Annotated in this window: 21 protein-coding genes and 3 pseudogenes; 19 read left to right on the top strand and 5 right to left on the bottom strand. The window is 61.4% G+C overall.

Annotated elements, in window-relative coordinates; translation table 11 throughout:
- Nucleotides 1-16: 16 nt before the first annotated feature.
- The 3 genes from AXG89_RS40660 (at nucleotide 17) to AXG89_RS40650 (ending at nucleotide 3,948) form a co-directional block, all read left to right on the top strand.
- Nucleotides 17-1,504, top strand: a complete 1,488-nt coding sequence (locus AXG89_RS40660; protein WP_075357494.1) for an FAD-dependent oxidoreductase — start codon at nucleotides 17-19, stop codon at nucleotides 1,502-1,504.
- Between the two features lie 80 nt (nucleotides 1,505-1,584).
- A complete protein-coding gene (locus tag AXG89_RS40655; protein ID WP_075357495.1) occupies nucleotides 1,585-2,823 on the top strand; it encodes an ABC transporter substrate-binding protein in 1,239 nt (412 codons plus the stop codon).
- Between the two features lie 231 nt (nucleotides 2,824-3,054).
- Nucleotides 3,055-3,948 (top strand): LysR substrate-binding domain-containing protein, encoded by an 894-nt coding sequence (locus tag AXG89_RS40650; RefSeq protein ID WP_162916246.1) that lies wholly within the window; start codon nucleotides 3,055-3,057, stop codon nucleotides 3,946-3,948.
- Between the two features lie 24 nt (nucleotides 3,949-3,972).
- Here the strand turns inward: AXG89_RS40650 and AXG89_RS40645 are convergent, their stop codons facing one another.
- Nucleotides 3,973-4,920 (bottom strand): LysR substrate-binding domain-containing protein, encoded by a 948-nt coding sequence (locus tag AXG89_RS40645; RefSeq protein WP_075357678.1) that lies wholly within the window; start codon nucleotides 4,918-4,920, stop codon nucleotides 3,973-3,975.
- A 138-nt stretch (nucleotides 4,921-5,058) separates the two neighbouring features.
- On the opposite strand from AXG89_RS40645, the pseudogene AXG89_RS40640 reads away from it, so the two are divergent.
- Nucleotides 5,059-6,275 (top strand): annotated as a pseudogene (locus AXG89_RS40640) (MFS transporter).
- A 160-nt stretch (nucleotides 6,276-6,435) separates the two neighbouring features.
- On the opposite strand, the gene AXG89_RS40635 reads toward AXG89_RS40640, so the two are convergent.
- Nucleotides 6,436-7,161 (bottom strand): GntR family transcriptional regulator, encoded by a 726-nt coding sequence (locus tag AXG89_RS40635; RefSeq protein WP_083637578.1) that lies wholly within the window; start codon nucleotides 7,159-7,161, stop codon nucleotides 6,436-6,438.
- 396 nt (nucleotides 7,162-7,557) lie between these two features.
- Here AXG89_RS40635 and AXG89_RS40630 point away from each other — a divergent pair, with 396 nt between their 5' ends.
- The 9 genes from AXG89_RS40630 (at nucleotide 7,558) to AXG89_RS40590 (ending at nucleotide 18,640) form a co-directional block, all read left to right on the top strand.
- Nucleotides 7,558-8,916: a GntT/GntP/DsdX family permease gene (locus AXG89_RS40630; protein WP_075357498.1), complete on the top strand. Its 1,359-nt coding sequence runs from the start codon at nucleotides 7,558-7,560 to the stop codon at nucleotides 8,914-8,916.
- A gap of 50 nt (nucleotides 8,917-8,966) precedes the next feature.
- Nucleotides 8,967-10,334, top strand: a complete 1,368-nt coding sequence (locus AXG89_RS40625) for an NAD(P)H-dependent oxidoreductase (RefSeq protein WP_075357499.1) — start codon at nucleotides 8,967-8,969, stop codon at nucleotides 10,332-10,334.
- Nucleotides 10,335-10,426: 92 nt separating this feature from the next.
- Complete coding sequence (locus AXG89_RS40620; protein ID WP_075357500.1) at nucleotides 10,427-11,728, top strand: MFS transporter; 1,302 nt, start codon at nucleotides 10,427-10,429, stop codon at nucleotides 11,726-11,728.
- Entirely contained in the window at nucleotides 11,725-12,663 is a 939-nt protein-coding gene (locus AXG89_RS40615; protein ID WP_075357501.1) for an amidohydrolase family protein, read from the top strand. The genes AXG89_RS40620 and AXG89_RS40615 overlap by 4 nt, the downstream gene beginning before the upstream one ends.
- Complete coding sequence (locus AXG89_RS40610) at nucleotides 12,660-13,589, top strand: amidohydrolase family protein (protein WP_075357502.1); 930 nt, start codon at nucleotides 12,660-12,662, stop codon at nucleotides 13,587-13,589. Before AXG89_RS40615 ends, AXG89_RS40610 begins: the two co-directional genes overlap by 4 nt.
- A 45-nt stretch (nucleotides 13,590-13,634) precedes the next feature.
- A complete protein-coding gene (locus tag AXG89_RS40605) occupies nucleotides 13,635-14,924 on the top strand; it encodes an MFS transporter (protein WP_236873643.1) in 1,290 nt (429 codons plus the stop codon).
- 148 nt (nucleotides 14,925-15,072) lie between these two features.
- Nucleotides 15,073-16,110, top strand: a complete 1,038-nt coding sequence (locus tag AXG89_RS40600) for a 4-hydroxythreonine-4-phosphate dehydrogenase PdxA (protein ID WP_083637581.1) — start codon at nucleotides 15,073-15,075, stop codon at nucleotides 16,108-16,110.
- A 212-nt stretch (nucleotides 16,111-16,322) separates the two neighbouring features.
- Nucleotides 16,323-17,234, top strand: coding sequence for a LysR family transcriptional regulator (locus AXG89_RS40595; protein ID WP_075357504.1), 912 nt, complete (start codon nucleotides 16,323-16,325; stop codon nucleotides 17,232-17,234).
- 119 nt (nucleotides 17,235-17,353) lie between these two features.
- Nucleotides 17,354-18,640, top strand: a complete 1,287-nt coding sequence (locus AXG89_RS40590) for an MFS transporter (RefSeq protein WP_305954586.1) — start codon at nucleotides 17,354-17,356, stop codon at nucleotides 18,638-18,640.
- Between the two features lie 251 nt (nucleotides 18,641-18,891).
- Here the strand turns inward: AXG89_RS40590 and AXG89_RS40585 are convergent, their stop codons facing one another.
- A complete protein-coding gene (locus AXG89_RS40585; protein WP_075357506.1) occupies nucleotides 18,892-19,641 on the bottom strand; it encodes a sulfite exporter TauE/SafE family protein in 750 nt (249 codons plus the stop codon).
- A gap of 389 nt (nucleotides 19,642-20,030) precedes the next feature.
- A complete protein-coding gene (locus AXG89_RS40580; protein ID WP_075357681.1) occupies nucleotides 20,031-20,741 on the bottom strand; it encodes an ArsR/SmtB family transcription factor in 711 nt (236 codons plus the stop codon).
- A gap of 125 nt (nucleotides 20,742-20,866) precedes the next feature.
- On the opposite strand from AXG89_RS40580, the gene AXG89_RS40575 reads away from it, so the two are divergent.
- From AXG89_RS40575 to AXG89_RS40570, 3 genes are read left to right on the top strand one after another with little or no spacing between them, the layout of a single operon-like run.
- A complete protein-coding gene (locus tag AXG89_RS40575; protein ID WP_062001769.1) occupies nucleotides 20,867-21,298 on the top strand; it encodes a nuclear transport factor 2 family protein in 432 nt (143 codons plus the stop codon).
- On the top strand, nucleotides 21,295-21,507 hold the full coding sequence (locus tag AXG89_RS44020; protein ID WP_236873642.1) for a hypothetical protein: 213 nt from the start codon (nucleotides 21,295-21,297) through the stop codon (nucleotides 21,505-21,507). The genes AXG89_RS40575 and AXG89_RS44020 overlap by 4 nt, the downstream gene beginning before the upstream one ends.
- Nucleotides 21,498-22,739: an MFS transporter gene (locus AXG89_RS40570; RefSeq protein ID WP_236873641.1), complete on the top strand. Its 1,242-nt coding sequence runs from the start codon at nucleotides 21,498-21,500 to the stop codon at nucleotides 22,737-22,739. Before AXG89_RS44020 ends, AXG89_RS40570 begins: the two co-directional genes overlap by 10 nt.
- Nucleotides 22,740-22,942: 203 nt before the next feature.
- Here AXG89_RS40570 and AXG89_RS42900 read toward each other — a convergent pair.
- Nucleotides 22,943-23,017, bottom strand: a pseudogene (locus AXG89_RS42900) (hypothetical protein); the annotation flags it as partial.
- Nucleotides 23,018-23,521: 504 nt separating this feature from the next.
- Between AXG89_RS42900 and AXG89_RS42705 the strand changes: the two are divergent.
- From AXG89_RS42705 to AXG89_RS40555, 3 genes and pseudogenes are all read left to right on the top strand, one after another.
- Entirely contained in the window at nucleotides 23,522-23,719 is a 198-nt protein-coding gene (locus AXG89_RS42705; RefSeq protein ID WP_143325513.1) for a hypothetical protein, read from the top strand.
- A pseudogene (locus AXG89_RS40560) lies at nucleotides 23,716-24,548 on the top strand (PhzF family phenazine biosynthesis protein). The gene AXG89_RS42705 and the pseudogene AXG89_RS40560 overlap by 4 nt, the downstream one beginning before the upstream one ends.
- Before the next feature lie 26 nt (nucleotides 24,549-24,574).
- The gene (locus AXG89_RS40555) at nucleotides 24,575-25,198 is read left to right on the top strand and encodes a glutathione S-transferase family protein (protein ID WP_062001772.1); all 624 of its coding nucleotides are present in this window, start codon (nucleotides 24,575-24,577) and stop codon (nucleotides 25,196-25,198) included.
- Nucleotides 25,199-25,399: the final 201 nt, after the last annotated feature.

Here is a 25,399-nt window from a genome sequence, read left to right as displayed (position 1 = left end):
GGAGAGGGAGACAGCAATGGATAAGACGAACGGGCAGCAACGCTTCGACGTAGTGGTGATCGGCAGCGGCATAGCAGGTTTGTCGGCGGCGGTGGCGGCAGCGAACGCGGGTGCGAAGGTGGCGATTGTCGAGCGCGCGAACGAAGAGGAATACGGCGGCAACACGCGCTGGACCGAGGCGTACTTCCGGATGAAGAGCGAAAGCGAAGTGAGCGATGACTTTGAAGAACGCCTCATCTCGAATGCGGGGGACAACCTCGATCCGAATATCGTCGAAGCAATGGGCGGAGAGTACGCAACATGGCCGCCCTATGTGAAGGCGCACGGCATGCCGGATCCGGAACTGGTGTTCGCATTGTCGAGCCATGCGGGCCCCACGGTAGCCTGGCTGCGCACGTTCGGCATTCGCTTCGATACCTTGCCGACTTACTTCGTCACAGCCGCAGCGCCGCGGCTGATGCCCGTCGGCGGAGGCCTCGCGATGATCGAAGCGCTGCTCGTGCAGGCGAAGAAGCTTGGTGTGGAGGTGTTCTACCGCACCACGGCGCGCCATCTCGCGCGTGAAAACAGCCATGGTGACATGAGCCTCCAGGCAACCGGGCCCGAAGGCCAGGCGCTTGCGTTCGATGCGCGCTCCGTGATCGTTGCGGCGGGCGGTTTCCAGGGCAATCCGGAAATGATGACGCGTTATCTCGGACAAGCGGCAAGGTTCGTGCGGCCGGTTGCGCGCGGCGGCTACTACAACAAGGGCGAGGGCATCCAGATGGCGCTCGCGGCTGGTGCAGCGCCCGCCGGAGATTTTGGCTCTTATCATGCGGAGCCGCTTGACCCGCGTTCAGGCGCGACCGAAGCGCTGGTCATGAATTTTTCCTACGGTATCCTGATCAACCTGCTTGGAAAGCGCTTCGTCGACGAAGCCCCTGGTCCTGTCGATGTTCACTACGACCACATCTCCCGGGCGTTCGGCGAGCAGCCGAAGGGCAAGGTGTATGTGGTGTTCGACAAGCGCATCGACGACGTGCCGAACTGGAAGCGCAGCATCCGGACCGACCAGCCTGTGATCCAGGCCGAGTCTCTCGAAGCGTTGGCCGAAGCCTGCGAGCTGCCGGTGGACGCGTTCATGAAGACTGTCCGCGAGTACAACGCCGCCTGTCCTGAAGGCAGATTCTCGCCGCTCGAAGTCGACGGGCTCGCGACACAAGGCCTCGAGATTCCGAAGTCGAACTGGTCGCGTCCGATCGGCACGGGGCCATTCTTCGCGTACCCGATCATTCCGGGCATCTGCTTCACCTACGGCGGCGTGAAGACGAACACGAGCGCACAGGTCATCGACGCCGACGGCCGTCCAATCCCCGGTCTTTATGCAGCAGGTGAGGCGGCCGGACTTTACTACCAGGTGTACACCGGCGCGACGTCCGTCATGCGCGGCGCCGTGTTCGGCAAGATCGCGGGCGAACATGCTGCAGCGCGTTCTTCGTCACATGCGTCGGCGAACGGGACGTAGCGTCCAGGCGCCGGTTGAAAGCGTGGAACATCCGACATAAGAGCGCCCTGCGAGGCGAGCAAGAATCAACGGAGACTAAGATGACAGCGGTAAGGAAACATTGCGTGATCGGGGCGGCGTTGAGTACGGCTGCACTTGGGCTCTTCAGCGCGGCAGCCATTGCACAGCAGCCGGGAATTTCCGACGATGTCGTGCGCATTGGCGTGCTGACCGACATGAGCGGCACGTTTTCGGATTTCGCCGGCAAAGGCGCCGTGGAAGCAGTCAAGATGGCGGTGGAAGACTTCGGCGGCAAGGTGAACGGCAAGCCGATCGAGGTCATCTCGGCGGATCACCAGAACAAGGCCGACATTGCCGCGAGCACTGCGCGCGAATGGATCGACCAGAAGCACGTGGACATGCTCGCCGACAATTCCGGCTCGGCAACGGCGCTCGCGACCATCAAGATCGCCAACGATAAAAAACGCATCGCGATCGTCACGGGCGCGGGAACCACGCGCATCACCAACGAGGACTGCACGCCTTACAGCCTGCACTACAACCACGACACCGCGTCGCTTGCAAACGTCGCGGGCAAGTACATCGTCAAGCAGGGCGGCGACACCTGGTTTTTCCTCACGGCCGACTATTCGTTCGGTTATTCGCTGCAAAGCGATACCTCTGCCGTCATCACGGCGAACGGCGGCAAGGTCGTGGGCTCGGTCAAGCACCCGTTCAACGCGTCGGATTTCTCGTCGTTCATGGTGCAGGCGCAGGGGAGCCACGCGAAGATCATCGGCCTGGCGAATGCAGGCTCGGACACGATCAACGCAATCAAGTCGGCGCGCGAGTTCGGCCTGCTCGGCGCGGGCAAGCAGCAACTCGCCGGATTGCTCGTGCTGATCACGGACGTTCATGCGCTTGGCCTGAACACCGCTCAAGGCTTGTACATCACCGAGGGCTGGTACTGGGATCTCAACGACGAGACGCGCAAATGGTCTGCGCGCTTCTACAAGCGCATGGGCAAGATGCCTTCGGCGATCCAGGCAGCCGATTATTCGTCGACGCTGCACTACCTCGAAGCCATCAAGGCGACTGGAACCGATGACTCGGCCACTGTCATCAAGAAGATGGAAGAGACGCCCGTCAACGACATGTACACGAAAAACGGCGTGATCCGCAAGGACGGTCTGCTCGTGCACGACATGTACCTGATGCAGGTGAAGACGCCGGCCGAGTCGAAGAAACCCTGGGATTACTACAACGTGAGAGAGGTCGTTCCGGGTAACGAAGCGTATCCGTCGATAGCGAAGGGCAGTTGCACCTTCGCCAAGCAGTAGGCGAGATGCGTGCTCATCGCGCGAGCACAGCCATGCGTCGGTCCGAGACAGGCTCGGCGACTCGGGTAACCGGGTCGCCTCGCCGACTGGTATAAACTTGCTCGGTACATTGGGCGACTCGGTCACCATCGTCACGGGGTTTATTTTTATCGACTGCGTGCTTGCGCAACGGCCTTGTCGACGAGACCATCCGGCAGGGAAGCAATGCGCAGAAAAATTCCGAGCACCAGCATGTTGATTGCGTTCGAATCCGCGGCGCGTCATCTGAGTTTTACCCGTGCAGCAGACGAATTGGCTGTGACCGAGAGCGCGGTCAGCAGAAAGATTGCACTGCTGGAGGAGTACCTCGCAGTTCAGCTCTTCAGTCGCGTCAAGCGCCGTCTTCAACTCACCGATGCAGGAAAGACCTACAGTGCTCTCGTGCAGCAAAGTCTCGACAAGCTCGAGATGGACACGACGCTCGCGATGGGCTACGACACGGGGCGTATCGCGCTCGAGCTGGCGGTGCTGCCAACGTTCGCGCTGAAGTGGCTGATGCCGCGTCTGGGGGAGTTTTCGACCCTGCATCCAGATATCACCATCAACGTCACCGCGCGTGAAGAACCGTTTCTTTTTTCCGAAGAGGCATTCGACGCCACCATCCATTTCGACCACCCCGTCTGGGCGAATGCAACCACGACCTATCTTTTCACCGAAGAGCTGATTCCCGTGTGCAGTCCCGACCTGATCGGCGGACTGAAGTGCGGCGGCCCCTCTGATCTCTTCGATTTTGTGCTCATGCACAAGACGGGCAGGCCCGAAGCCTGGTCCCGATGGTTCGAGCTGGCGGGTGCGCCGAATTCGAAGGCGTTGCGCGGCCCGCGCTTCAGCATGTATGCATTGTTGATCGAAGCCGCTCGCGCAAGGGTTGGCGTCGCGCTGGTGCCGCGCACCTATGTTCAGGGGGAGCTTGCCGCTGGCGCGTTGACCGTGCCCTGGGAGATGCTGGTGCCGGGTGCCAAAGACTATTATTTCGTCGTGCCGGAGCAGAAGCAGGCATCGCCGGCAATTCGCGCCTTTCGGGACTGGCTGCTTGAAGCGTCAAAGCATTATCGCGATGAAGCCGACGGTACCGGCAGCGCATGAGTGTTCGCCGCGCAACGCGCGGACCTAAGCTGGCTCGAACGGTCCGGCCTCCCGGCTGGCCATCAGCGTGATCCATTGCTCGAATGCCATGACGGCGTCATCGCCGACGCGATCGGCATTGACCACCAGCGTGTAGTCGGGGGCGCGCCACGTCGGCGCCGCAATCGGACACACGAGGCGCCCTGAAGCAATGTCACGCCCTATCAGCGGCAGCGACGCCAGCGTTACCCCCAGGCCCTCCACGGCGGCGGCAAGCTGGAGGTTCACGTGGTCGAACTCGGCATGACCGGCGGCCCGCAGGTCGGGCGCACCGGCTTCCCGAAGCCAGTGCGACCATGCTGTGCGTGTGCTGGCGGAATGCAGCAGGGTTTGATGGCGCAGGTCTGCCACGGCTTTTATCGGACGCTGGCGCAGCAGTGCAGGGCTGCAGGCGGGCAGACGCAAGTCGGCCATCAGCGTGCGCGACACGACGCCGGCGCCTTGCTCGGGTCCGGAGCGAACCCCGATGTCGAAGGCATCGCCGATATAGCGCAACTTGCGCGACGTGGTTGACACCCGCACCTTGATGTCCGGGAAACGCGCCTGAAAGTCTGCGAGGCGCGGCAGCAGCCAGCACAGCGCGAAACTCGCCAGCACGTTCACACGCACGATGCCCGACACCCGGCGCGTAAATTCGTCGTGGCGCAGGCGCGCCGCCGCGCTGCCCAGGCGCTCGAACGCGTTGGTCACATCGTTCAGGAGCGCAGCGCCTTCGTCAGTAAGGACCACGCCGCGCGGACGGCGCTCGAACAGCGGCAAGCCGAACCAGTCTTCCAGCATCCTGATCTGCTTTCCGACGGCCCAGTGCGTGACGTGCAATTCAGTCGCGGCGCCGGCAAAGCTGCCGTGCCGGGCTACCGCTTCGAAGTTGCGCAGCCCGTTGAGCGGCGGCAGCTTGTCCCGGTCCTTCGCAGGGTCTGTGTCTCTAGCCATGACGTGACTTTTTCTCTCCGTTGACGCCATATTAGCTCAATTGAATGCGCGATTGTCCGGACATAAAATTGCCATATGGAGCCTGAACGCGCCACGGCACCTCGCCTTGGCGGGTCGCCTCGCAACAAGAGGATTGTTATGCGCTTGCCCGTTTTTTCCCCGTCGCCCGCACACCAAGTTGATTCAGCCGGCCAGCCGCTCGCGCCGTCAAAGTCGCGCGTGCTATGGCTGTCATGTGTCGCTCACGCCATGCACGATGGCTACACCGACATGATCTACGCGTTGCTCCCTGTCTGGCAGACGGACTTTGGTCTTGATTTTGCGGCCCTCGCGATTTTGCGCGGTATCTATGCCGGCACGATGGCCACGCTCCAATTGCCGGCCGGACGCCTGGCGCAGTGGCTGGGCAGCCGGGCCACGCTGGCTCTCGGTACGTTGTTGGCCGCGCTTGGCTATGCGGTTGCCGGCATGTCGGGCGGCCTGCTCGGCCTGTGCGTGGCCTTGGCGATTTCGGGCAGCGGCTCGAGCACGCAGCATCCGATCGCCTCGGGCGCCGTCTCGCGTACCTACGGTCGCAATGCCAGAGGCGCTCTGAGCATCTACAACTTCTCCGGAGACCTCGGCAAATCGGCGCTGCCGGCTGCCATTTCGCTGCTCGTGACCATGATGCCGTGGCGTCATGCGTTGTGGATCGTCTCCGCGTTGGGCTGTGTGATTGCTGCAGTCATCGCGCTGTTTTTCCCGTCGATACCACGCGCCGCGCCCGTGGACGCCGATGCACCCGGCCACGGGCGCAGCAATGCGGGAACGGGCTTTCCGATGCTGCTCGCGATTGGCGTGCTCGATACGGCCGTGCGCATGGGCCTGCTCACTTTCTTGCCGTTCTTGCTCAAGGCAAAAGGCGTCTCACCGTCGATGGTGGGGACCGCGCTGGCACTGGTCTTCATAGGTGGTGCTGCCGGCAAGTTCGCTTGCGGCTGGCTTGGCGCACGCATGGGGTGATAGGTACGGTGCTGATCACCGAGGGCGGCACGGCAGCCTGCATCGTCGCGGTGATGTTTTTGCCACTGGCGCTCACCATGGTGCTGCTGCCGTTCCTGGGCATGATGCTCAACGGAACGTCTTCCGTGCTTTATGGAACAGTTCCGGAAATGGCGGCTCCCGAGCGCACTGAGCGCGCCTTCGCGTTGTTCTATACGGGAACGATAGCGTCCGGTGCGATCTCACCGGTCATCTATGGTTTTCTTGGCGACCGGATCGGCGTACACGGCGCCACTTTCGCCACCGCTCTGACCGCGTTGGCGATCTTTCCGCTGGCGATCATGCTGCGCTCGCATCTGGCGCCTGAGGAATGACCGTAAGCGCGCAGGCTGGCGCGGCGAACCTTATCGGGCATGTCCAATGCATGACAAGCATTCAATTCATCAAGCGGTTGTATCGGCCGGCTTGAAGATAGAAAGATGCGTCACTCGGCGAGCCGCGAGCAATCGGTTCCATTGGCATCCCGACTTCCAGTCAAGCCACCGACAACTTCCCCGCCGCGACCGGTGCTCCGTCATTTTCCGCGGGCGCAAGCTGTTCCCAGGTGCTATGCACGTGGCGCTGCAGGAACTCGCCCAGCTCTTTGCCGCGTCGCGCGGACAGCAGCTTGATGATGACCTCGTGCTCGTCGATGGCGGTATGCCAGGTCTCGGACGTCACGCTTCCCTGAAACCGGTATCGATACAACTGGCGGTTCAGCCGCTCGTGCATCTGCTGAAGCGTCTCGTTCTTCGCCGCAGCAATGATGCTCTTGTGTATCGCCTGATTCAGGTTGAAGTAGGTTAACCGGTCGCGCCGCTCATAGGCCGCATGCATCTCATGGTGCAACGCGCGGATTTCCGCCAGTTCGTTTTCCGTTGCGAGACTGCAGGCCCGCTCGCCGCCGAACGCCTCGATCACGCCGAGCACATCGAGTTTCTCGCTGATCTGCTGCGCGCCAAGATCGGCCACCACGGCGCCGCGCTTGGGCAACACCACTACGAGTCCATCTCCCGCCAGTTCCTTCAATGCTTCCCGCAACGGCGTGCGCGACACCTGCAGCCGTTCCGCGAGCGTGCGCTCGCGCAGGCGCTCGCCCGGCTTGAGTTCGTCCGTGGCAATCAACGTGCGCAGGCGCTGCGCGATCTGCTGGGAGAGCAGTTCGTCGACCGGGTCGATGCCCGCGGGGATGTCGTTTTCGTCTTCCTGTTCCAGCGTCATGTTGTACCTGAATGCAAAGCGTCGAGCATGCGAGCAACCAGCCGTCATCTTAGCAGCGGGACGTTTCCGGAATCACGGAGTGGACGAAAACGCATCGTGTCTGGTGCCACGTAATTGGTATACCAAACGAATGAGGATGTTTCACGTCGTCTTCTATCCGCGAGCTAGAAGTGGACATGACACCATTTTATCCATGAGAAAATTGTTTCGAAAAATCACGTAAATAAATGAATATATTAGGTAATAATTTATTACAACGTCCCTAAATCGGTTCAAATCGCTCTTCCAGCAATCACTGATGATAGGGTAAATACTATCCTAGTTGGTATACCAAAATTTAGTTACTCTCTACCCATCATCTCAAAAACCGGCGATTTGCCTGACTCGGGACCCTCAATGCAGTCGATGCTTCACCCTCTGGTCGCACCCGTCATCACGCTCGTCCTGCTGATCCTGCTCATCACTCGCGTCAAGTTGCATCCCTTCCTGGCGCTGATTCTTGCATCGGCGTTTCTGGGGGTATCGGCGGGACTGGCGCCGACGGCTGTAATCAGGACCTTCGAGAAGGGCTTCGGCTCCATATTGAGTTCGGTCGGTCTCGTGGTGGGGCTCGGCACCATGCTCGGTGGCCTGTTGCTCGAGTCGGGCGGCGCGGACCGCATTGCAAATACGTTCATTGGCCTCGGCTCGAAACGCTGGATTCCAGCGGCAATTTGCGCGGCGTCGCTGCTGATCGGTCTGCCTCATCTCTTCGATGTCAGCTTCGTGATGCTCGTGCCGCTCGTCTACGCTATAGCCAACCGCACCAGGAGCCCGCTGCTCGCGATCGGCATTCCGATGGCCGCCGGCCTGTATGTCTCGCACGGGCTCTTGCCACCGCATCCGTCGCCCACGCTGGCTTTGGCGGCGCTTCATGCCGACGCCGGCCGCACGATTTTCTACGGGCTGGTGATCGCGGTGCCGATGGCGATTCTCTCCGGGCCGGTCTTCACTGCGTTTGCGATGCGCTTTCTGCCCGTGACGCCTGGAGAGGGCATGTTCAACCCCGGCGCCGCCGCTGCGGACGTCAGCAGGGAAGCGCGTCCGGTCCCTCCGTTCGGCCTCGTGCTGGCAACCGTCCTGCTGCCGCCCGTGCTGATGATGATCCGGACCTTCGGCCGAGGCTTCGCGCCCACCGGCACGTTCGCACGCGAAATGCTGGAAACGGTCGGCGACCCCATCGTCTCGTTGCTGATTGCCGTGCTTTTTGCCATCTGGTCGCTAGGTGTGCGCAGCGGGTTGTCGCTGGCTCAGATCCAGAAGCTGCTCGGCGAGAGCGTGGCGCCCGGTGCCGTTGTGATCCTGATCCTCGGTGCGGGCGGCGGCCTCAAGGAAATGCTGCTCGCAACCCATGTGGGCGATGCCATCGCGCACGGTGCGGCGCAGTGGTCCGTCTCTCCGCTGCTGCTTGGCTGGGGTGTTGCCGCGCTGATCCGCATAGCGATCGGTTCCGCGACGGTCGCGACCGCGACAGCGGCCGGGAATGTCGCGCCGATCGCGGCCGCGACACCCGGCGTCAATCTCGAACTGCTGGTGCTTGCAGTCAGCTCGGGCGGCCTGATGTTGTCGCACCTCAACGACTCGGGTTTCTGGCTGTTCAAAGAGTATTTCCGGCTGAGTGTTGGCGACACGCTCAAGACCTGGACGCTGCTGGTCTCGTTTCAGTCACTGCTTGCCCTCGCCATGATCATGCTGCTCAACGCCGTGGTCGGCTGACAGCGCAGTACTTTAATTCCACTACCTTCAACACCTCACAAGGCCCCACGATGAACTACGAACACCTCTTTGCCGATCTCGCCACGAAGACCATCCGCATGGCGCTGGTCGGCCCGAAAGGCGGTTTCGGCCGTTCGCTGCTGGTGCAATGCCGTGCGTTGCCTGCACTCGAAATCGCGGCGCTCTGCGACCTCGACCTGGACGGCACGCTCGCCACGCTGGCATCGCTTGGCTTTGCTGCCGACGCCGCGAAGGTCTGCAACAACGCAGCCGATGTCCGCGCTGCTCGCGAAGCCGGCCGCATTGCGCTGGTGGGCGACCATGCGTTGCTCGATGACATAGCGCTCGATATCGTCGTTGAAGCAACCGGCCAGCCGGAAGTCAGCATCAAGATTGCGCAGGCGGCGCTCAGACGGGGCGTGCATGTCGCGATGGCGACCAAGGAAACCGATTCGGTCGCAGGACCGTATCTGAACCAGCTGGCGCTCGACAACAATGTGGTCTACACGACGCCTGACGGCGACCAGCCGAGCAACCTGATTGGCCTCGTCACCTGGGCGCGCGTGCTTGGTTTCGAGGTCGTTGCAGCGGGAAAATCAAGCGAATACGACTTCATCTACGATCCCGATGAAAAGAGCATCGGGTATCTGGATCAGCGTCACGCGGCGTCGCTCGCTTCATGCTGGACACTGGGCGACGACATTCCCGCCACGCTCGCGGCGCGCAGCAAGGCGCTCGCCATGTTGCCCCAGAGCGCGACGCCGGATTACTGCGAGCTCAACGTGGTCGCCAATTCCACGGGCCTTCTTCCCGCCGCCGATGCGCTCAACTATCCGCTCGCACGCCTGACCGAACTTGCGGACATCTTCGTGCCGAAGGAAGACGGCGGCATTCTGGAGCGCACGGGCGTGGTCGATGTCTTCAACTGTCTGCGCCGGCCCGACGACGTCAGCTTCGGCGGCGGCGTGTTCGTCGTCGTCCGGTGCAAGGACGACGAAACCTGGGAGCTGCTGCGCCAGAAAGGACATCTGGTCAACAAGAACGGCGGGTATGCGTGCATCTACTTGCCGTATCACCTGATGGGTCTCGAAACGCCGGCAAGCCTCTTTTCCGCGGTGCTGACCGGCCGGCCGACCGGCAGCAGCAAGCAGTTGCCGCATGCCCGCATGGTTGCGCGCACGAGCCGCGATTTCAAGGCAGGAGAGACGCTCAGCATGGGGGGCCATCACCATACGATCGATGGCGCCGACGCGCTTCTGATCGACCAGGCGAAGGCCGGCAACGCCGCACCGTTCTATCTCGCGGCGAACAAGCGCCTGATGGCGGATATTGCGAAGGGCACCCTCGTGCCGCTCGATGCGCTCGATCTGCAGGGCTCGGCGCTGTACGACGCGTGGCAGCGCAATCCGTCGCTGTAAGGACGGTCATCGAATCGCTCGCCGCATTGCGAACGGCCTTCAGCGCGAACCGGTAGCAAATAAAGCGGTTCTTATATCAACAAGGAAGAGACATGCAGACCGACATACACGTAACCGGCGCCCGGCACTCGATCCGGACGCTCCTCGCTACCACGCGCTGGCGCATGGTCCTGCTGCTGTTCGTGCTGTACACGGTGAACTGCATCGACCGGATGTCGTTGTCGGTGGGCATGCCTTCCATCGTGCATGAGTTCCATCTCAGCGCGACCATGCAGGGCCTGATTCTCTCCGCGTTCTTCTGGACCTACAGCACCTTCCAGATTCCAGCCGGATGGGCCGCCGACCGGTACGGCGCGCGCCGCATGATCGGCATCTCAGCCGCACTTTGGGGCGGCTTTCAGTGTCTTGCCGGCTTCGCCGTCAACGGCGTGACCTTGCTGTTGACGCGTATCGGGCTCGGCGTGTTCGAAGCGCCCTACATGCCGGCTGCTACCAAGCTCACGGCGTCGTGGCTGCCGCCGGCCGAACGCGCGCGCGGCGTCACGCTGATCGACAGCGGCGCGCCACTTGGCTCCGCCATCGGCGGTCTCGCAATTAGCGCGCTGATCTCGCTGTCGGGATCGTGGCGCTCGGCGTTCATCATCGTCGGGGTGGTGACGGTGGGGCTGGGACTGATCGTGTACCGGTTGCTGCGCGATACACCCGAGCAACATCCGCATATCGACGCCGTCGAAAAAGAGCACATCCGCGCCCAGAAAGTCGCCGCCGGGGAAACGCCACGTGCGAAAAAAGCGCCGCTTTCGCGCGGCACGATAGCCGCGATGGTCGTCGGGCGCATCGGCTGGGCGATGGTATTTTTCGGTCTCGTCACGTGGGGGCCGAACTATCTGTCCGTGGGACGCGGGCTCGATATCCGCAGCATGGGTTTTGCAACTTTCCTGATCTTCCTCGCGGGCGCGATTGGAGAGGTGTTGTCGGGCATGACGGCCGACTGGCTGCAAAAGCGTTTTGCGCGCGGCACCGCGTTCAAGATCCTGTTCGGAATGTCCGGCGGCATGTCGCTCGTGTGCCTGCTCGCGCTGCCGTTCGTCGATGATATCCGCCTCGCCGTTGCCGTCCTGGCGTTAGGCGTATTTTTCCATCTCTGGGGCGGGCTGTACTGGCTGATTCCCGCCATGCTCGCGCCTCAGGAACAGGTCGGACTGGTCGGCGGCGTGATGAACTTCGCCGGAACGGGCGGTGCGATCATCGTACCGATTGCAGTCGGCATGCTGGTCGACATGACCGGCGGCTACAACGCGGTCATCCTGTTCTTTGCTGCGGCCGCGCTTACCTATCTGATCGGGTCGCTGCTGATCGACTTCGGTCAGAAAGCGCCGGGAGGGCAGGCATGAGCACGCATCTGCATACGCTTTACGACGGTCCGATAATCGATGCGCACCAGCACTTTTGGGACCTCGGCGCAAATCATTACCCGTGGCTTGCGCCCGACACGCTCGTGCCGCATCGCTACGGCGATTATTCGCGGATCAAGCATGACTATCTGCCGGCCGATTATCTGCGCGATGCCGCCGGTCACGATGTCATCGGCAGCGTCTATGTCGAAGCTGAGTGGACGCCCGACGATCCGCTCGGCGAGACGGCCTATGTCTCGCAGCTTGCTGCGACAACCGGCCGCCCGAACGCGATGGTCGCCCAGGCGTGGCTCGACCACGACAACATTCAATCGCTGCTCGCCGGACAGGCGCGCTTCGCGCTCGTGCGCAGCGTGCGCCACAAGCCGGGTGACCCCGATGCATCGGGCCGCACGCTGATGTCCAATACCAGATGGCGCGACGGTTACAGTCAGCTCGCGCGGCACGGCCTGCATTTCGATCTGCAGGCGCCGTGGCGTCAACTCGCCGAAGCTGCAAGGCTTGCCGGGGATTTCCCGGATACGCTGCTGATCGTGAATCACGCCGGCGTGCCGGGCGACCGATCGAGCGCCACGCTCGCGGGCTGGAGCAGCGCACTCGAAGCACTCGCGAACTGTCCCAACGTCGTGGTGAAGGTGTCCGGGCTTGGCCAGGCGGGCAAGCCGTGGAGTGTTGAAGCGAACGAGCCGGTGCTGCACACGCTCAACCGGACCTTCGGTGCCGATCGCCTGATGTTCGGCAGTAACTTTCCCGTCGATGAACTCTTTGGTTCGCTCGACATGCTTATCGGCGGCTTCAAACAGCTCGTACGTGGCTGGCCGCCGTCGGAGCAACGTGCATTTTTCCACGGTACCGCCGCGCGGGTGTATCGCCCGAGCGGTCTGACGGAACCGAAAACAAGGAACGCCTCATGACCTCGCAGCCGCACAACGAACTGGGCTTCGACCTTCCCATCTTCGATGCCCATCATCATTTCTGGGACCTCTCCGACGGCACGTTCCCGTGGCTTACCGACGAATACGACACGTCCTTTTTCCTCGGCGATTACCGGCGGATGTGCAAGAACTTCCTGCCGCCCGAATACCTTGCGGCGACGGCCGGTTTCGATGTCATCGGCACCGTTCATGTGGAAGCGGAACGCTCGCGCCGCGAACAGGTGATCGAGACTGAATTCCTCACCAGGCTCAATGCGGCAACCGGTTTGCCGAGCGCGATCGTGGGCCATGTATTTTTCGTGCAGCCGGACTGCGAGGCCGTGCTCGAAGGACATGCAAAAAGCCCGCTCGCCAGGGGCGTTCGCTCGAAGCCGGAGATCTCGTCGGGACCGGGGGAATCGGTGCGCGGCCAGCCGGGCACCATGCAGGACGACGCGTGGCTACGCGGCCTGGCATTGCTCGAAAAATTCGGTTTTTCGTGGGACTTGCGGGTCCCGTACTGGCACCTGGAAGAAGCCGCCGAGGTCGCGCGTGCGTTCCCGAATACGCCCATCGTGACCAATCATCTCGGCTTACCGCTGGACCGCTCGGATGCAGGGCTTGCGATCTGGCGGCGTGGCGTGCAGGCGCTGGCTTCCTGTCCAAACGTCTTCCTGAAAGTATCGGAACTCGGCCTGCCCAATGGCACATGGGACAGCGCGAGCAACCGCCGTGTGATCGGCGAAGCCGTGGACCTGTTCGGTTACGAGCGATGCATGTTTGCCAGCAACCTGCCTGTCGGCAACCTGTCCGCTACCTTCACGCAGATCGTGGCCGATGTCATCGGCGCGCTGCCACACGCCACCGAAACCGACTTGCGGCGATTGTTCGCGGGCACGGCGCAGCAGTTTTATCGTGTGACCTGACGCTGCGCACAAATTCAAATAGACAAACGTATTCAGGAGACCGCCGTGACCACAGTCGACGAAAACCATCTGTTCAAGAAAGTTTCGCTGCACGTCTTGCCAGTGCTGATGCTCGGGTTTTTCTTTTCCTATCTGAACCGCGTCAACGTGGGTTTCGCGAAGCTGCAGATGGCGAGCGATTTGCAGTTCAGCGATGCCGTCTACGGTTTCGGCGCCGGCATTTTCTTTCTTGGCTACTTCCTGCTCGAAGTGCCGAGCAATGTGATCCTGCACAAGGTAGGCGCCCGCCGATGGATCTCGCGCATCATGATTTCATGGGGCCTGCTTTCGTGCGCCACGATTTTCATTCGTACACCGATGCAGTTCTATATCATGCGTTTTCTTCTGGGACTGGCCGAAGCGGGTTTTATTCCCGGCGCGATCTACACCATGGCGCAATGGTATCCGTCCGCACGCCGGGGGCGCGCGTGGGGCACGTTCTACATCGCGCTTGCTTCGTCCGGGGTGATCGGCGGCCTGCTGTCAGGGTCCATCCTGAAGTTTATGACAGGGGTCGGTGGCATGCGCGGCTGGCAATGGCTGATCCTTTGCGAAGGCGTTCCGACCATCCTGCTTGGCATCTATATCTACTTTCGCATGAGCGAGGACATTCGCCGGGTCAGTTGGCTGCGCGGTGACGAGAAGAATTATCTGAGCGCCATGATGGCGAAAGAGGACAGCAACAAGCTCGCCCATGGATTCTCCGCGCTGCTTACGAATTCGCGGGTATGGGCGCTCGTTGTCATTTACTTCGTCTACAACATGGGACTCTATGCAATCAGTTTCTGGATGCCCACGCTGATACAGAAAATGGGGACGACCGACGCGCTGACCATCGGTATCCTCACCGCGATTCCCGGCGTTTGCGCCATCGTGTGCATGCTGGCGTTCGGCTACAGCGCGGATCGCCACAATGAACGCAAATGGCATCTGATCGCGGCTTTCATCATGGCGGCGACGGGCTTCGCGCTTTGCGTGGCGTGGCAGAACGATCCGGTACTTGGCGTGATCGCGTTGTGTCTGGCAAACATGGGCGTGTTGTCGATTCCCGCGCTGTTCTGGAGCGTACCGACCGCGTTCCTTGCCGGTGTCACGGCGGCGGCAGGCATCGCGATGATCAACGCAATCGGGAATCTGGCCGGTTTTGCATCGCCGTACATGATCGGCTATCTGAAGGACCTGACGGGACGCACCGATATTGCGCTGCTCGTGGTGGCAAGCGGCCTCGTGCTCGGGGCCTTGCTGGTTGCAGTGGTGCTGCGCGGACGTGGGCGTCGGGTCAACGCGGTGACCTGAGAAATGAAGAACGCCGGCCGAGTGGGCGTTCACGATCCGCGAATCCTGTTGCTGCGATTCGATGCTGGTCGCCCCGGCATACTCGCGGCATAGTGAACGTCTGCCGGAGTGCTCTTGCGACTCCGGATTCCAAACAGGACCGAAGCGCATGTCAACCACCAGCACAACCAGTACCCCCGGCAACGTTCACCGGGCAGCGTCAGGCGCGCAGCGCCTTCCCCACATTGCGCTTGCAATCGGCGACCCGGCGGGCATTGGCCCCGAGATCATCGTAAGCATGCTCGCCGACCCATCGATTCGCGAGACCGCCCGTGTGACGCTAATTGGCAACGATGCCGCGCTCAAGGCTGCGGCGTCGGCGAAGGGCCTGGCGGTGCCGGAAGCGTCCGACTGGCTCGATATAGTCGACTGGCCGGGCGCGGGCGGGGCATTCGCACCTGGCGTCGCGGGTGCGGAAAATGGGGCCTTCATTCTGGAGGCGCTGCGGGTCGGCACACGCCTGGTCACGCACGGCGACGCTGACGCGCTGTGCTTCGGCCCGCTCAACAAGGGCGCAATGCGGCGCGGCGGCATGCAGGAAGAAGACGAGATGCGCTGGTTTGCCAGGGAGCTCGATTACACAGGCACATGCGGCGAATTCAACGTGCTCGACCGGCTGTGGACCGCTCGCGTGACGTCGCACGTGCCGTTGTCGGCGGTATCGGGACTTTTGACCCCGCAAAAGGTCGCGGGCGCGATTGCTATGCTGACACGGGCGTTGCAGGATGCCGGCTTCGAGTCGCCGCGCATCGGCGTATGTGGCTTGAACCCGCACAATGGCGACAACGGTAATTACGGGGACGAAGAGGGCAGGATCATCGAGCCGGGCATGAAGCTGGCGCTTGCGGACGGCTTCGCCTCCGAAGGCCCGTTTCCAGCCGATACCATTTTCCTGCGCGCACGTGCCGGCCAACTGGACGGAATCGTGACCATGTACCACGACCAGGGCCAGATTGCGACCAAGCTGCTGGGTTTCGACATCGGCGTGACGGTCCAGGGCGGGTTGCCTATCCCGGTGACGACGCCGGCGCATGGCACGGCCTATGACATTGTGGGGAAGGGCATTGCGCAAACAACCGCCATGCGCAACGCGTTCAACCTTGCATGCCGGATGGGACTCGGCAGCCGCAAGTCGCGCGGACGCTGAGCCTCAAGCGCCGTCAACCGCCGCGGCCGGCACGCCGGTTCGCAGCCTGATTTGCGTGAAGGCATCGTACTATCCGTGCAGGCCGTCCGACTTGAGCCGGGCGGTTCCTTACACGGCTTACAGTGCATATGCCTACGCAAACAAACAAAGACCGGTCCCACGCCTCATTATCCAGGTCCGCATCCCCGGCGCTCCATCAACCGACGAGCGCAATGCGTTTCGATCTCGTCACGCTGCGGCTCTTCGTCTCCACGGCCGAGCTTGGCGGTGTGACGCGCGCTGCGGCGTCCTTGCATCTCGTGCCGGCGGCGGCATCGCGGAGAATTCGCGACCTGGAGGAACAGCTTGGCCTCGCACTTTTTGTCCGGCTTCCGCACGGGATGGCCTTGAGCGACGCTGGCCGCACCATGCTCGCGCATGCGCGCAGCATGCTTCACGCGGTCGAACGAATGCAGGACGATGCCGCCGCATTCCTGCACGGCGGCCGCGGTATCGTGCGGATTGCAGCGTGCACGTCGGCTGTACTGCAATTTCTCCCCGATGACATCCGTGCATGCAATGCGGCCAACGCGAATATCCATATCGACCTGCAGGAGATGAACAGCGAAGGCGTGGTGCGTGCCGTGCAGCGCGGCGTTGCGGATCTGGGCGTGTACGAAAGCTCGGTGGGATCGGTGGCGATGCCAACGCTCCATTACCGCGATGACCGCCTGTGCGTGGTGACGCTCGGAGACCACCCGCTCGCCCGCGATGCCGCAAACGGCCAAGCTGTCACGATAGACAGCCTGCTCGCGCACGAACTGATCGGCCTGACGGAAGGGGCGTCGGTCACGATCACGCTGGGACGCCTGGCCGCTCGCGCGGAGAAGCCGCTCAAGATGCGCATTCGCGTGGGCAGCTTCGACAGCATGGCGGCGATGATCGCGGCCGGCATCGGGGTTGGATTGATGCCCGAGGCCGTGGCGAAAGTGATAGCCAACGCACCGCACTTTCACCACCTGCCGATAGCCGATGACTGGGCCGCGCGCCGCTTCGTCCTGTGCCATCAGCCGAGACAATCGCTGGCGCTCGCGGCCGATAGCGTCATTTCATCGCTTACCGGCATGCCGCTGCCGCCGCGTTGACAATTCGTGAAAGCTGATGCGTCGAAAGGTTGATAGCGTCCTGACGCGCGTTGGAAGCATAGTCGAAACTGAGTTGAGTTAATCGGACAGACGTCCGCTATAAAAATCAGGAGACAGCTTTGAGGACGCGTTCACACGTCAGCCGGAACATGCTCATCATGTTCTGCGCGATGTCATTCATCATTTATCTCGACCGTGTCAATCTCGCGGCCGCTGCCGGTCCGATCAAGGCCGAACTCGGCCTGAGCAACACGACACTCGGCGTGGCGTTTTCCGCATTCGGCTACACCTACGCGATTTTCCAGCTCGTCGGGGGCTGGATGGCTGACCGGTTCGGCGCGCGGCGCACGTTGATTGCGTGCGCCAGCATCTGGGTCGTGGCAACCATGCTGACGGGGTTTGTCGGCGGCCTGGCTTCTCTGTGCGCGGTACGGCTACTGCTGGGCGTGGGCGAGGGCGCTGCGTTGCCTGCGCAGGCCCGTGCCATCGCCAACTGGATTCCGAGTCCGAAGCGCGGAATGGCGCAGGGCTTGACTCACTCGTTTTCGCGTCTGGGAAACGCCGTCGCGCCACCCGTCGTGGTCGCGCTGATTGCCTGGCACTCGTGGCGCGCGGCATTCGTGGTGGTCGGTGTGCTCACGGCGATCTGGCTTCTCGTCTGGATCTTTTATTATCGTGACGATCCGGCGCGCCACAAAGGCGTTTCCGCCGATGAACTCGCGGACCTGCCGCTCCTCGATGTTCCCGATCGTCACGAGGGCAACGCACGGGCTTCCTGGTGGGCGATCCTCAAGCGCATGCGGCCGACCATTGCCGTCTACTTCTGCATGGTCTGGTCGAACACGCTGTTTTTCAGCTGGATGCCGATTTTCTTCATGCAGTCGCAGCACCTCGACATCAAGAGCTCGGCTATCTATTCATCGGGCGTGTTTCTGGCCGGCGTGCTGGGCGATGTATCGGGCGGACTAATCAGCGACTTCATTCTCAAGCGCACTGGCCGCATCACGTTGGCTCGGCAGGGCGTGATTGCGGTCAGCCTGCTTGGCGGCCTTGCGTTCTTCGTGCCGGTCCTCATCAGCCACAATGTCATGACGATCACGCTGTGCCTGAGCGCAGCATTCTTTTTCCTCGAATTGACGATCGGTCCGATCTGGGCTGTTCCAATGGACGTTGCACCGCGAGAAGCGGGCACTGCGAGCGGCATGCTTAATTTTGGCGCGGCGATTGCGACCATCATTTCGCCGATCGTGTTCGGGGCGATCATCGACAGCACCGGAAGCTGGACCTTGCCCTTTGCCGGCGCGATTGGTTTTCTTCTGGTGGGCGCGATCATGACACTCTGGATTCGCCCGGACCGGAAGGTGGCGGACCTGCAGGCATTTCATACCGTGGCGACCGTGCGCTGACGGGAGTTTCAGTGGCTGCTACACGGTGACAGCACGAAACCGACCAAAGCGCGAATGCTTCATTTGGTGCCCGCCTAGCTGACCAGCAAGCGCATCGAGCGCGGCCACAATCCGGGCTTGCGCGGAATCACGCTCGATCGTTCCCCTCGCGGCAAGCCCGTCATATCGCTGCATAAAGGTGCGGACTCCGCCGATGGGACGGGGGCTTGGTCTGCGTCAGCTGTCTACCTGGCCGTGCAGCATCGTCGACATCAGAAAAAGGGCCGAACAACGAGTTCAAGGCCGAGGACGACGAGGAGGATCAGGAACCAGCGGCGGAAGGTGGTGATACTTATATGCTTGCGAATTGCGGTCCCGCCCCACATGCCTAGCAGCGCCGGGACGACAGCAACTGTGGACAGCGCAATATTTCCAGGATGGAATGCTCCGCCGCGGGCCAGTCCCGCGGTAAGCGCTATGGTCGAGATCGTGAAAGATAGTCCCAGTGCCTGAATCAGGTCGTCCTTACTGAAGCCGAGTGCCTGGAGATAAGGGACAGCGGGAATGACAAATACTCCCGTTCCTCCGGTGATCACGCCTGTCATCAGCCCAATGACTGGCGATAACCAGCGCTCCGTACGCGCCGGCACCGACAATGGTTTTGCCAAGAGACTGTGTACGGCGTAGAACACCAGGGCGGCGCCCAGTCCAACGCCTGTCCATCTAGTGCTGGCGCTCGTCAGAAGCGATGAGCCGGCGATGGTGCCGACCACTATGCCAAGCATCATGAGCCACAACCTTTTGATTAGCGAAACGAAGTCCGGCCCTGTGAAGAGCTGCCAGAAATTGGTAACGAAAGACGGGATGATCAAAAGCGACGCGGCGCTGACGGGCGACATGACCACGCCGAGGATACCCATGGCAACGGTAGGCAATCCCATTCCTGTCACCCCCTTGACGCCGCCGGCGATAAAAAAGGTCAATGCGATGATCAGGACGGTCGGCGAAAAGTAATCATTCATTTGATTCCTTGGCTTGGAATATTTCGCGTGAACAGAGTTTGGTTGGTCCGATGACACTGCCAAGGTTACGGGCGCGATCAGATACGCAAGAAGCGGCTTTGACCAAAGCGTCGGCCTGTGTCCGTCTTTCTTGCGCGATTACCTAACTAAAGAGTGGTCTTGCGTGAAGTATCCTAAGTGCCATTCATGCTCTTCACAATCGGGCATTTCCGATGGCAGACTTAGACAAAGCCGAAGGCAGACTATTGCGTTTCGACTTGATCGATATGCGGTTGTTTCTGGCGGAAAAAATGCGCCGGAATGAGAACCGGGACTGCATCTAAGCCTCGGGGTATTGCAGGACCGGTGTGAGGTAGTTACAGCCGTTCGCTTGGTTGTGCTTCCAGACGTCAGGCAGCAATTGCAAGCGAGCCCGTATCAACGCCGAGCTGTTCTCTAAGGCCGCTCGATCCTTTCGACGTAACTTGAACGGCACGCGATGATTCAGAGCGCCGCAGCCAGCCACTGGAACATAGCAAGCTCATGAATTGCGCACCCAGCGGGCCGGCGAGGTGATGCTCCCGCTCGGTCCAGTCGAGGCACTGGCGCGCAAGGCCGCGGCGGTTCGGCTTGAGTTTCGTCACATCCAGACCCATGCGGAAAAACCATTCGATGCCATCTGGCGTCATGTCGTATCGCTTGTCTGCCGAAGCAATCAGGAAGCCGCGTGCTAGCAGGCCGTGAGTGATAGCGACACCAATGCGCCCCGCCAAGTGATCGTAGCAGCAGCGCGCGAACTGAAGCCTTTGCGCTTCCTTACTTGGGGGCTTGCGTCGCATGACTTCTGTCACGCCGATCGAGGCGAGGTTTTCCAGCACTGAGGCGACGTGAGAGCCGCCCAACCGGTAATAGCGGTGCCGGCCCTCCGTTTCGACTACCAGCAGGCCGCCCGCAAGAAGCTTTCCCAAATGCGAACTGGCGGTCTGTGGTGTTACGCCGGCGGCAAAGGCCAGCTCGCCGGCAGGCCGGGCACGTCCGTCGAGCAGGCTCATGAGCATGGCAGCACGGGCCGGATCGGCGATCAAGAAGGCGGCGGAAGCGATATTCGGTTGCGGGTTCATCGGCGAACTCCATGGATGTCCGGTCAAGATAGCACCGACGCTGCTCGCATGTTTCGATACGTGTCGAAACATCTTGCATCGAACCCACCGTAGACTTTCGATCATGCTCACGATGGGAGTCAACAATGACCGAAAGCTACGATGCCGAAATCCTCCACGTCTACGAACGCTGGCACGAAACGATCCTCGGGCGCGATCTCGACGGCCTGATGGCGCTCTATGCCGAAGACGCGATCCTTGAAACCCCTCTGATCCTGGCGACCCTGAAAGACAAAGCCCAGGGCATCCTGAAGGGAAAATCCGAGATCGGGGCATTTTTCGAGGCCGGCCTGAATAAATTGCAGAACGATCTGGGTCGCTGGTATCGAACGGGAACGTTCTTCTCCAATGGCCGGCAACTCACCTGGGAGTATCCACGCAATACGCCCCAAGGCGATCAGGTCGATCTTGTCGAGGTGATGGACATCACCCACGGGCTGATCGCCCATCATCGGGTCTACTGGGGCTGGGTCGGTTTCAAGGCGCTCGTTGCCGCCCTCGACGAGCCCGCCACGTGAACGCGCCGGATTCGGAGAGTAAGGGCGCTCTCCAACGTTGGGTTCTGGCGGCAACCAGCGTCAGCTACGTTGTCGTCCTTCTGGACACGTCGATCGTCAATGTCGCCCTGGATCGCATTTCAGCGTCGATGGCGACCCAGATCGCGGGTCTGCAATGGGTAATGACCGCCTATACGTTGGCAAGTTGGCATTCGCCAGCATGCTGCTGACGGGTGGCACGTTAGGCGATCGCTGGGGGGCGCGAAACGTCTACTTTGCCGGCCTGGTGATGTTTACGCTCGCCTCGTCGATCTGCGGGTTAGCGCCGGGTTTGCCGAGCCTCATTGCCGCCCGTGTCCTGCAGGGAGTGGGCGCAGCCATGCTGGTGCCGTGCTCGCTGAAGCTCATCAACCATGCCTGTCCCGATCCGGAGCAGCGGGCACGCGCAGTCGGAATATGGGTCGGTTGCGGCGGGGTTGCGATGGCGGCTGGCCCTCTGATCGGCGGTGTTCTGATCCATCTGTTCGATTGGCGCAGCATCTTCTACGTGAATGTACCGATCGGATTAGTCGGCTTATGGATGACATGGCACATTGCGAGTGACGAAAGGCCAGCCGAGGTCGGCCGTTTCGATCCTCTCGGACAAGTGACTGCGATCGTCGCGCTTGGCGCGCTCATCGGGGTGCTTATCGAAGGCAAGACGCTCGGGTGGCACTCACCGTTGATCATGGCGGGCATCGTCGTCACGATTTTAGCCGGGGCGACGTTCCTTGCGGCCGAGGCGCGAAACTCGCATCCGATGCTGCCGCTTTCGTTTTTCAAAAGTGGTGTTTTCACCGGATCGACCTGTGTTTCCATGGCCTCGGCTTTCGTGTTCTATGGCCTGCTTTTTGTCACCAGCCTCTACTATCAGCAGGCTCGCGGCTACGCCCCCTTGGGGGCCGGGCTCGCATTGCTGCCGATGACGGCGATGGTCGCGGTGGGAAGCATGGTCTCCAATCGCATCGTGAGGCTCTGTGGGGCACGTTGGTCGATGTGTGCGGCGTTCGGCTTCTACGCCATGGGCGCTCTTGGCATGCTCTCAGCCAGCCATTCGTCACCTTATTGGCTTGCCGTTGCTCCGCTGCTGGCGATCGGCCTGGCCTCCGGCTTCGTCTCGCCGGCAGCCACAGCTCCGGCCATGGGAACCGTGGAGAAACATCGAGCAGGCGTCGCTGCTGCCGTCCTCAATTCAGCGCGGCAGACCGGGGCTGCATTGGGCGTTGCCATCTTCGGGACACTGATTGCGACGCTTCATCCGTTCGAGGCCGGCATGCGCGCTGCATTGTGGACTGCAGTGGCTGTATCGATCGCGGCCGCACTGATGTGGCGGTTGGCCTTGATGCAAAACAGGCATGCGCCCGGAATCACTCTTTCGACGGCGCGGGCAGATCGAAGGGTCCATGACGGTGCCGCGCGCTGACCAGGGTGGAAAGCGCTCGAGGTCGATAATCGGTTGTTGTCCGGCCAAGGCACTACACCGGGGCGAACGCCGAATGGCCTGCAGCCGGGTTTCTGTGTCGTTGCAGAACGGTCAGTGGACGCTCGATCGGGGTCGTCGGTGACCACGATTGCCCCTCGCCCCACATACCCCCGTACCAGGTCCCAGGCCTTCAACTCTTGATAGGCGGCAGTGACGGTGGTACGGCTGACGCCCAGTTGCCCGGCGTAAGAGCGGTCTGATGGCAATTGCGCCCCCACTCAGATGCGGCCGGTACGGATTGCGTCAGCGAGGGCCACAGTCAATTGAACGTAGTGTGGCTCGGAAGCGTCGGGATTGGGCTGGAAACCAAGATTGTCCAGCGTTGCAGTCACCGCCATGTCGGGTTCCGTTCGTAGGTCCAATTTTGAATTGGATATTAACATTGGCCGGCAAACCATATAGATTGGCCAGACCTCTACTATGAATGGCCTTCTGCCTGGGATTGCCGCACGCCTGAACACGTTTTTTTGCGCCGGCCAAGCGTCGCTGCGCGAGTGAGCGACCGTACGCACGCTGATCGGTGAGTGCCTCCATATGGAAGGCGTTGGCTTTTGCTGCGCGGAGGTACGATAGTCATTGAAGATGGGGCGGTTGCTTGCTGCTACGGCGGCTTATTGGCTCGGATGGATACGACGATGACCACAGAATTTGCCGCCTGCGATTGCTTGCGCTAAGCGCACGGAGACGCCGCTTTAAAGAAGGCTTGGGAACACACCTTTGACGTGTTCTTCCATGGCCTCAACATGGGTGTGGATCGGCTTTCCTCCAAAGGCGTCGTGCCGCGCGACCCTCGGGTAGCGTTGATCGAAGGTCAGGCCGTCGTGCTCGAAGCAAATGCAATGTTGCTGCGCTCGCTCGGCGAACGCGATTACGGCATGCTGTCTCGCTTGACACATCAGGAACCAGGGAACAACGAATGAATGTCCTCAAGATTGCTGCATTCTCAGACGGGGACGCCGGGGGAAATCCCGCAGGCGTCGTCATTGCCGATGAACTTCCGACGAGTACCGAAATGCAGCGAATCGCAGCGGAAGTTGGATTCTCCGAGACGGTCTTTGCCGCTGAGGCTGGCAGTAGCTGGCGGGTTCGCTACTTTTCACCGGCATCAGAAGTGCCGTTCTGCGGACATGCAACCATCGCCCTCGGCGCGGCGCTGGCTCTGAGGCATGGCGAAGGTGCATTCGCCCTCGTGCTCAACCACGCTGAGATAACCGTCGAGGCACGGCGCACCGGCAACCTCATCCTGGCCACCCTGCAATCTCCGCCCACGCGCAGCAGCCCAGCGCCGGCCCTGCTCGTCTCCGCGGCGCTGCGTCTGTTCGGCTTCACGGACGACGACCTGGACCCCAGGATCCCGCCCGCCCTCATTCATGCAGGTGCAGATCATCTCGTGCTGATGCTCGAGAGCCGCCGGACATTGGCGGCGATGAAGTACAACTTCGATGCTGGTCGCGAGCTAATGATCCAGGAAGGATGGACAACCGTCCTGCTGGGGCACGCTGAGACACAGCAGCGGTTCAACACGCGCAATGCGTTCGCGTATGGTGGCGTGTACGAAGATCCGGCAACCGGCGCAGCAACGGCTGCTTTCGCCGGGTACCTGCGCGACATCCGGTGGCCGCATGCGGGTGCCATCGAGGTCGTGCAAGGTGAAGACATGGGTATGCGTTCTTGCCTGCGAGCGGAAATCACGCCGGCCTTGGGCAGTTCGATCCGGTCTCCGGTACCGCGCGGATCATTCCATCCTGAACGGCCATGTTAAAGAGGTGACTACCATGCTCAAAATCTTCGGTAAGTCCTTGTCCATCAACGTGCGCAAAGTGCTCTGGCTGTGTGCCGAGATGGAATTGACTTATGAGCACGAGCAATGGGGTTCAGGTTTCAGGTCGACTGAAGCGCCAGAATTCGTGGCGCTGAATCCCAATGCAATGGTGCCCGTGATCAAGGATGGGTCGTTCGTGCTGTGGGAGTCGAACAGCATCTGCAGATATCTCGCGAGCCGTAACGGCCGAAGCGACCTTCTGCCGACGGATCCTGAAGGTCGGGCGCGCGTCGAGCAATGGATGGACTGGCAGGCCACGGAGTTGAACAACGCGTGGCGCTTTGCCTTCATGGCGCTGGTTCGCAAAAGTCCTGCGCACACCGATCCACACGTGCTTGCTGCGAGCGTCGCCAACTGGAATCGACACATGCGGATGCTCGACGCGCAGCTTGAAAAAACCGGCGCATTCGCAGCGGGTCATGGCTTTACGCTTGCCGACGTGGTGCTGGGACTGTCCACGAACCGGTGGTATATGACGCCAATGGAGCGTCCGGATCTGCCCGCTGTGCACGCCTATTTTGAACGCTTGAGCCAGCGTCCGGCGTTCCTGCTGCACGGGCGAAATGGCAACCCGTGACGTCTCGCGACATCGCATTTACGACGCTGCGAACGAATCGGTGATTTCACTTCACCGCGTTATACAACTGGATTGAAGCGGATATCTCCTTACGACTCGGCGTGAAAGGGATCCGGCGGGCACGGCAGCCACCCTATGGAAGGTTGGAGTTGGAGGAATGCCATCTCGGGTTCAGCGAGGGGACGTGATTCGCCTGTGACG

The organism is Burkholderia sp. PAMC 26561, from assembly GCF_001557535.2.
Lineage (GTDB): Bacteria > Pseudomonadota > Gammaproteobacteria > Burkholderiales > Burkholderiaceae > Caballeronia.
Note: the sequence above shows the minus strand (reverse complement) of the source record. Positions and strands in the feature narration are given on the sequence as shown.

What these genes read in the sequence shown, in the direction of transcription:
- AXG89_RS40660 (WP_075357494.1), top strand. Translation starts at nt 17, where the DNA reads ATGGATAAGACGAACGGGCAGCAACGCTTCGACGTAGTGGTGATCGGC.
- AXG89_RS40655 (WP_075357495.1), top strand. Translation starts at nt 1,585, where the DNA reads ATGACAGCGGTAAGGAAACATTGCGTGATCGGGGCGGCGTTGAGTACG.
- AXG89_RS40650 (WP_162916246.1), top strand. Translation starts at nt 3,055, where the DNA reads ATGTTGATTGCGTTCGAATCCGCGGCGCGTCATCTGAGTTTTACCCGT.
- AXG89_RS40645 (WP_075357678.1), bottom strand. Translation starts at nt 4,920, where the DNA reads ATGGCTAGAGACACAGACCCTGCGAAGGACCGGGACAAGCTGCCGCCG.
- AXG89_RS40635 (WP_083637578.1), bottom strand. Translation starts at nt 7,161, where the DNA reads ATGACGCTGGAACAGGAAGACGAAAACGACATCCCCGCGGGCATCGAC.
- AXG89_RS40630 (WP_075357498.1), top strand. Translation starts at nt 7,558, where the DNA reads ATGCAGTCGATGCTTCACCCTCTGGTCGCACCCGTCATCACGCTCGTC.
- AXG89_RS40625 (WP_075357499.1), top strand. Translation starts at nt 8,967, where the DNA reads ATGAACTACGAACACCTCTTTGCCGATCTCGCCACGAAGACCATCCGC.
- AXG89_RS40620 (WP_075357500.1), top strand. Translation starts at nt 10,427, where the DNA reads ATGCAGACCGACATACACGTAACCGGCGCCCGGCACTCGATCCGGACG.
- AXG89_RS40615 (WP_075357501.1), top strand. Translation starts at nt 11,725, where the DNA reads ATGAGCACGCATCTGCATACGCTTTACGACGGTCCGATAATCGATGCG.
- AXG89_RS40610 (WP_075357502.1), top strand. Translation starts at nt 12,660, where the DNA reads ATGACCTCGCAGCCGCACAACGAACTGGGCTTCGACCTTCCCATCTTC.
- AXG89_RS40600 (WP_083637581.1), top strand. Translation starts at nt 15,073, where the DNA reads ATGTCAACCACCAGCACAACCAGTACCCCCGGCAACGTTCACCGGGCA.
- AXG89_RS40595 (WP_075357504.1), top strand. Translation starts at nt 16,323, where the DNA reads ATGCGTTTCGATCTCGTCACGCTGCGGCTCTTCGTCTCCACGGCCGAG.
- AXG89_RS40585 (WP_075357506.1), bottom strand. Translation starts at nt 19,641, where the DNA reads ATGAATGATTACTTTTCGCCGACCGTCCTGATCATCGCATTGACCTTT.
- AXG89_RS40580 (WP_075357681.1), bottom strand. Translation starts at nt 20,741, where the DNA reads ATGAACCCGCAACCGAATATCGCTTCCGCCGCCTTCTTGATCGCCGAT.
- AXG89_RS40575 (WP_062001769.1), top strand. Translation starts at nt 20,867, where the DNA reads ATGACCGAAAGCTACGATGCCGAAATCCTCCACGTCTACGAACGCTGG.
- AXG89_RS40570 (WP_236873641.1), top strand. Translation starts at nt 21,498, where the DNA reads ATGCTGCTGACGGGTGGCACGTTAGGCGATCGCTGGGGGGCGCGAAAC.
- AXG89_RS40555 (WP_062001772.1), top strand. Translation starts at nt 24,575, where the DNA reads ATGCTCAAAATCTTCGGTAAGTCCTTGTCCATCAACGTGCGCAAAGTG.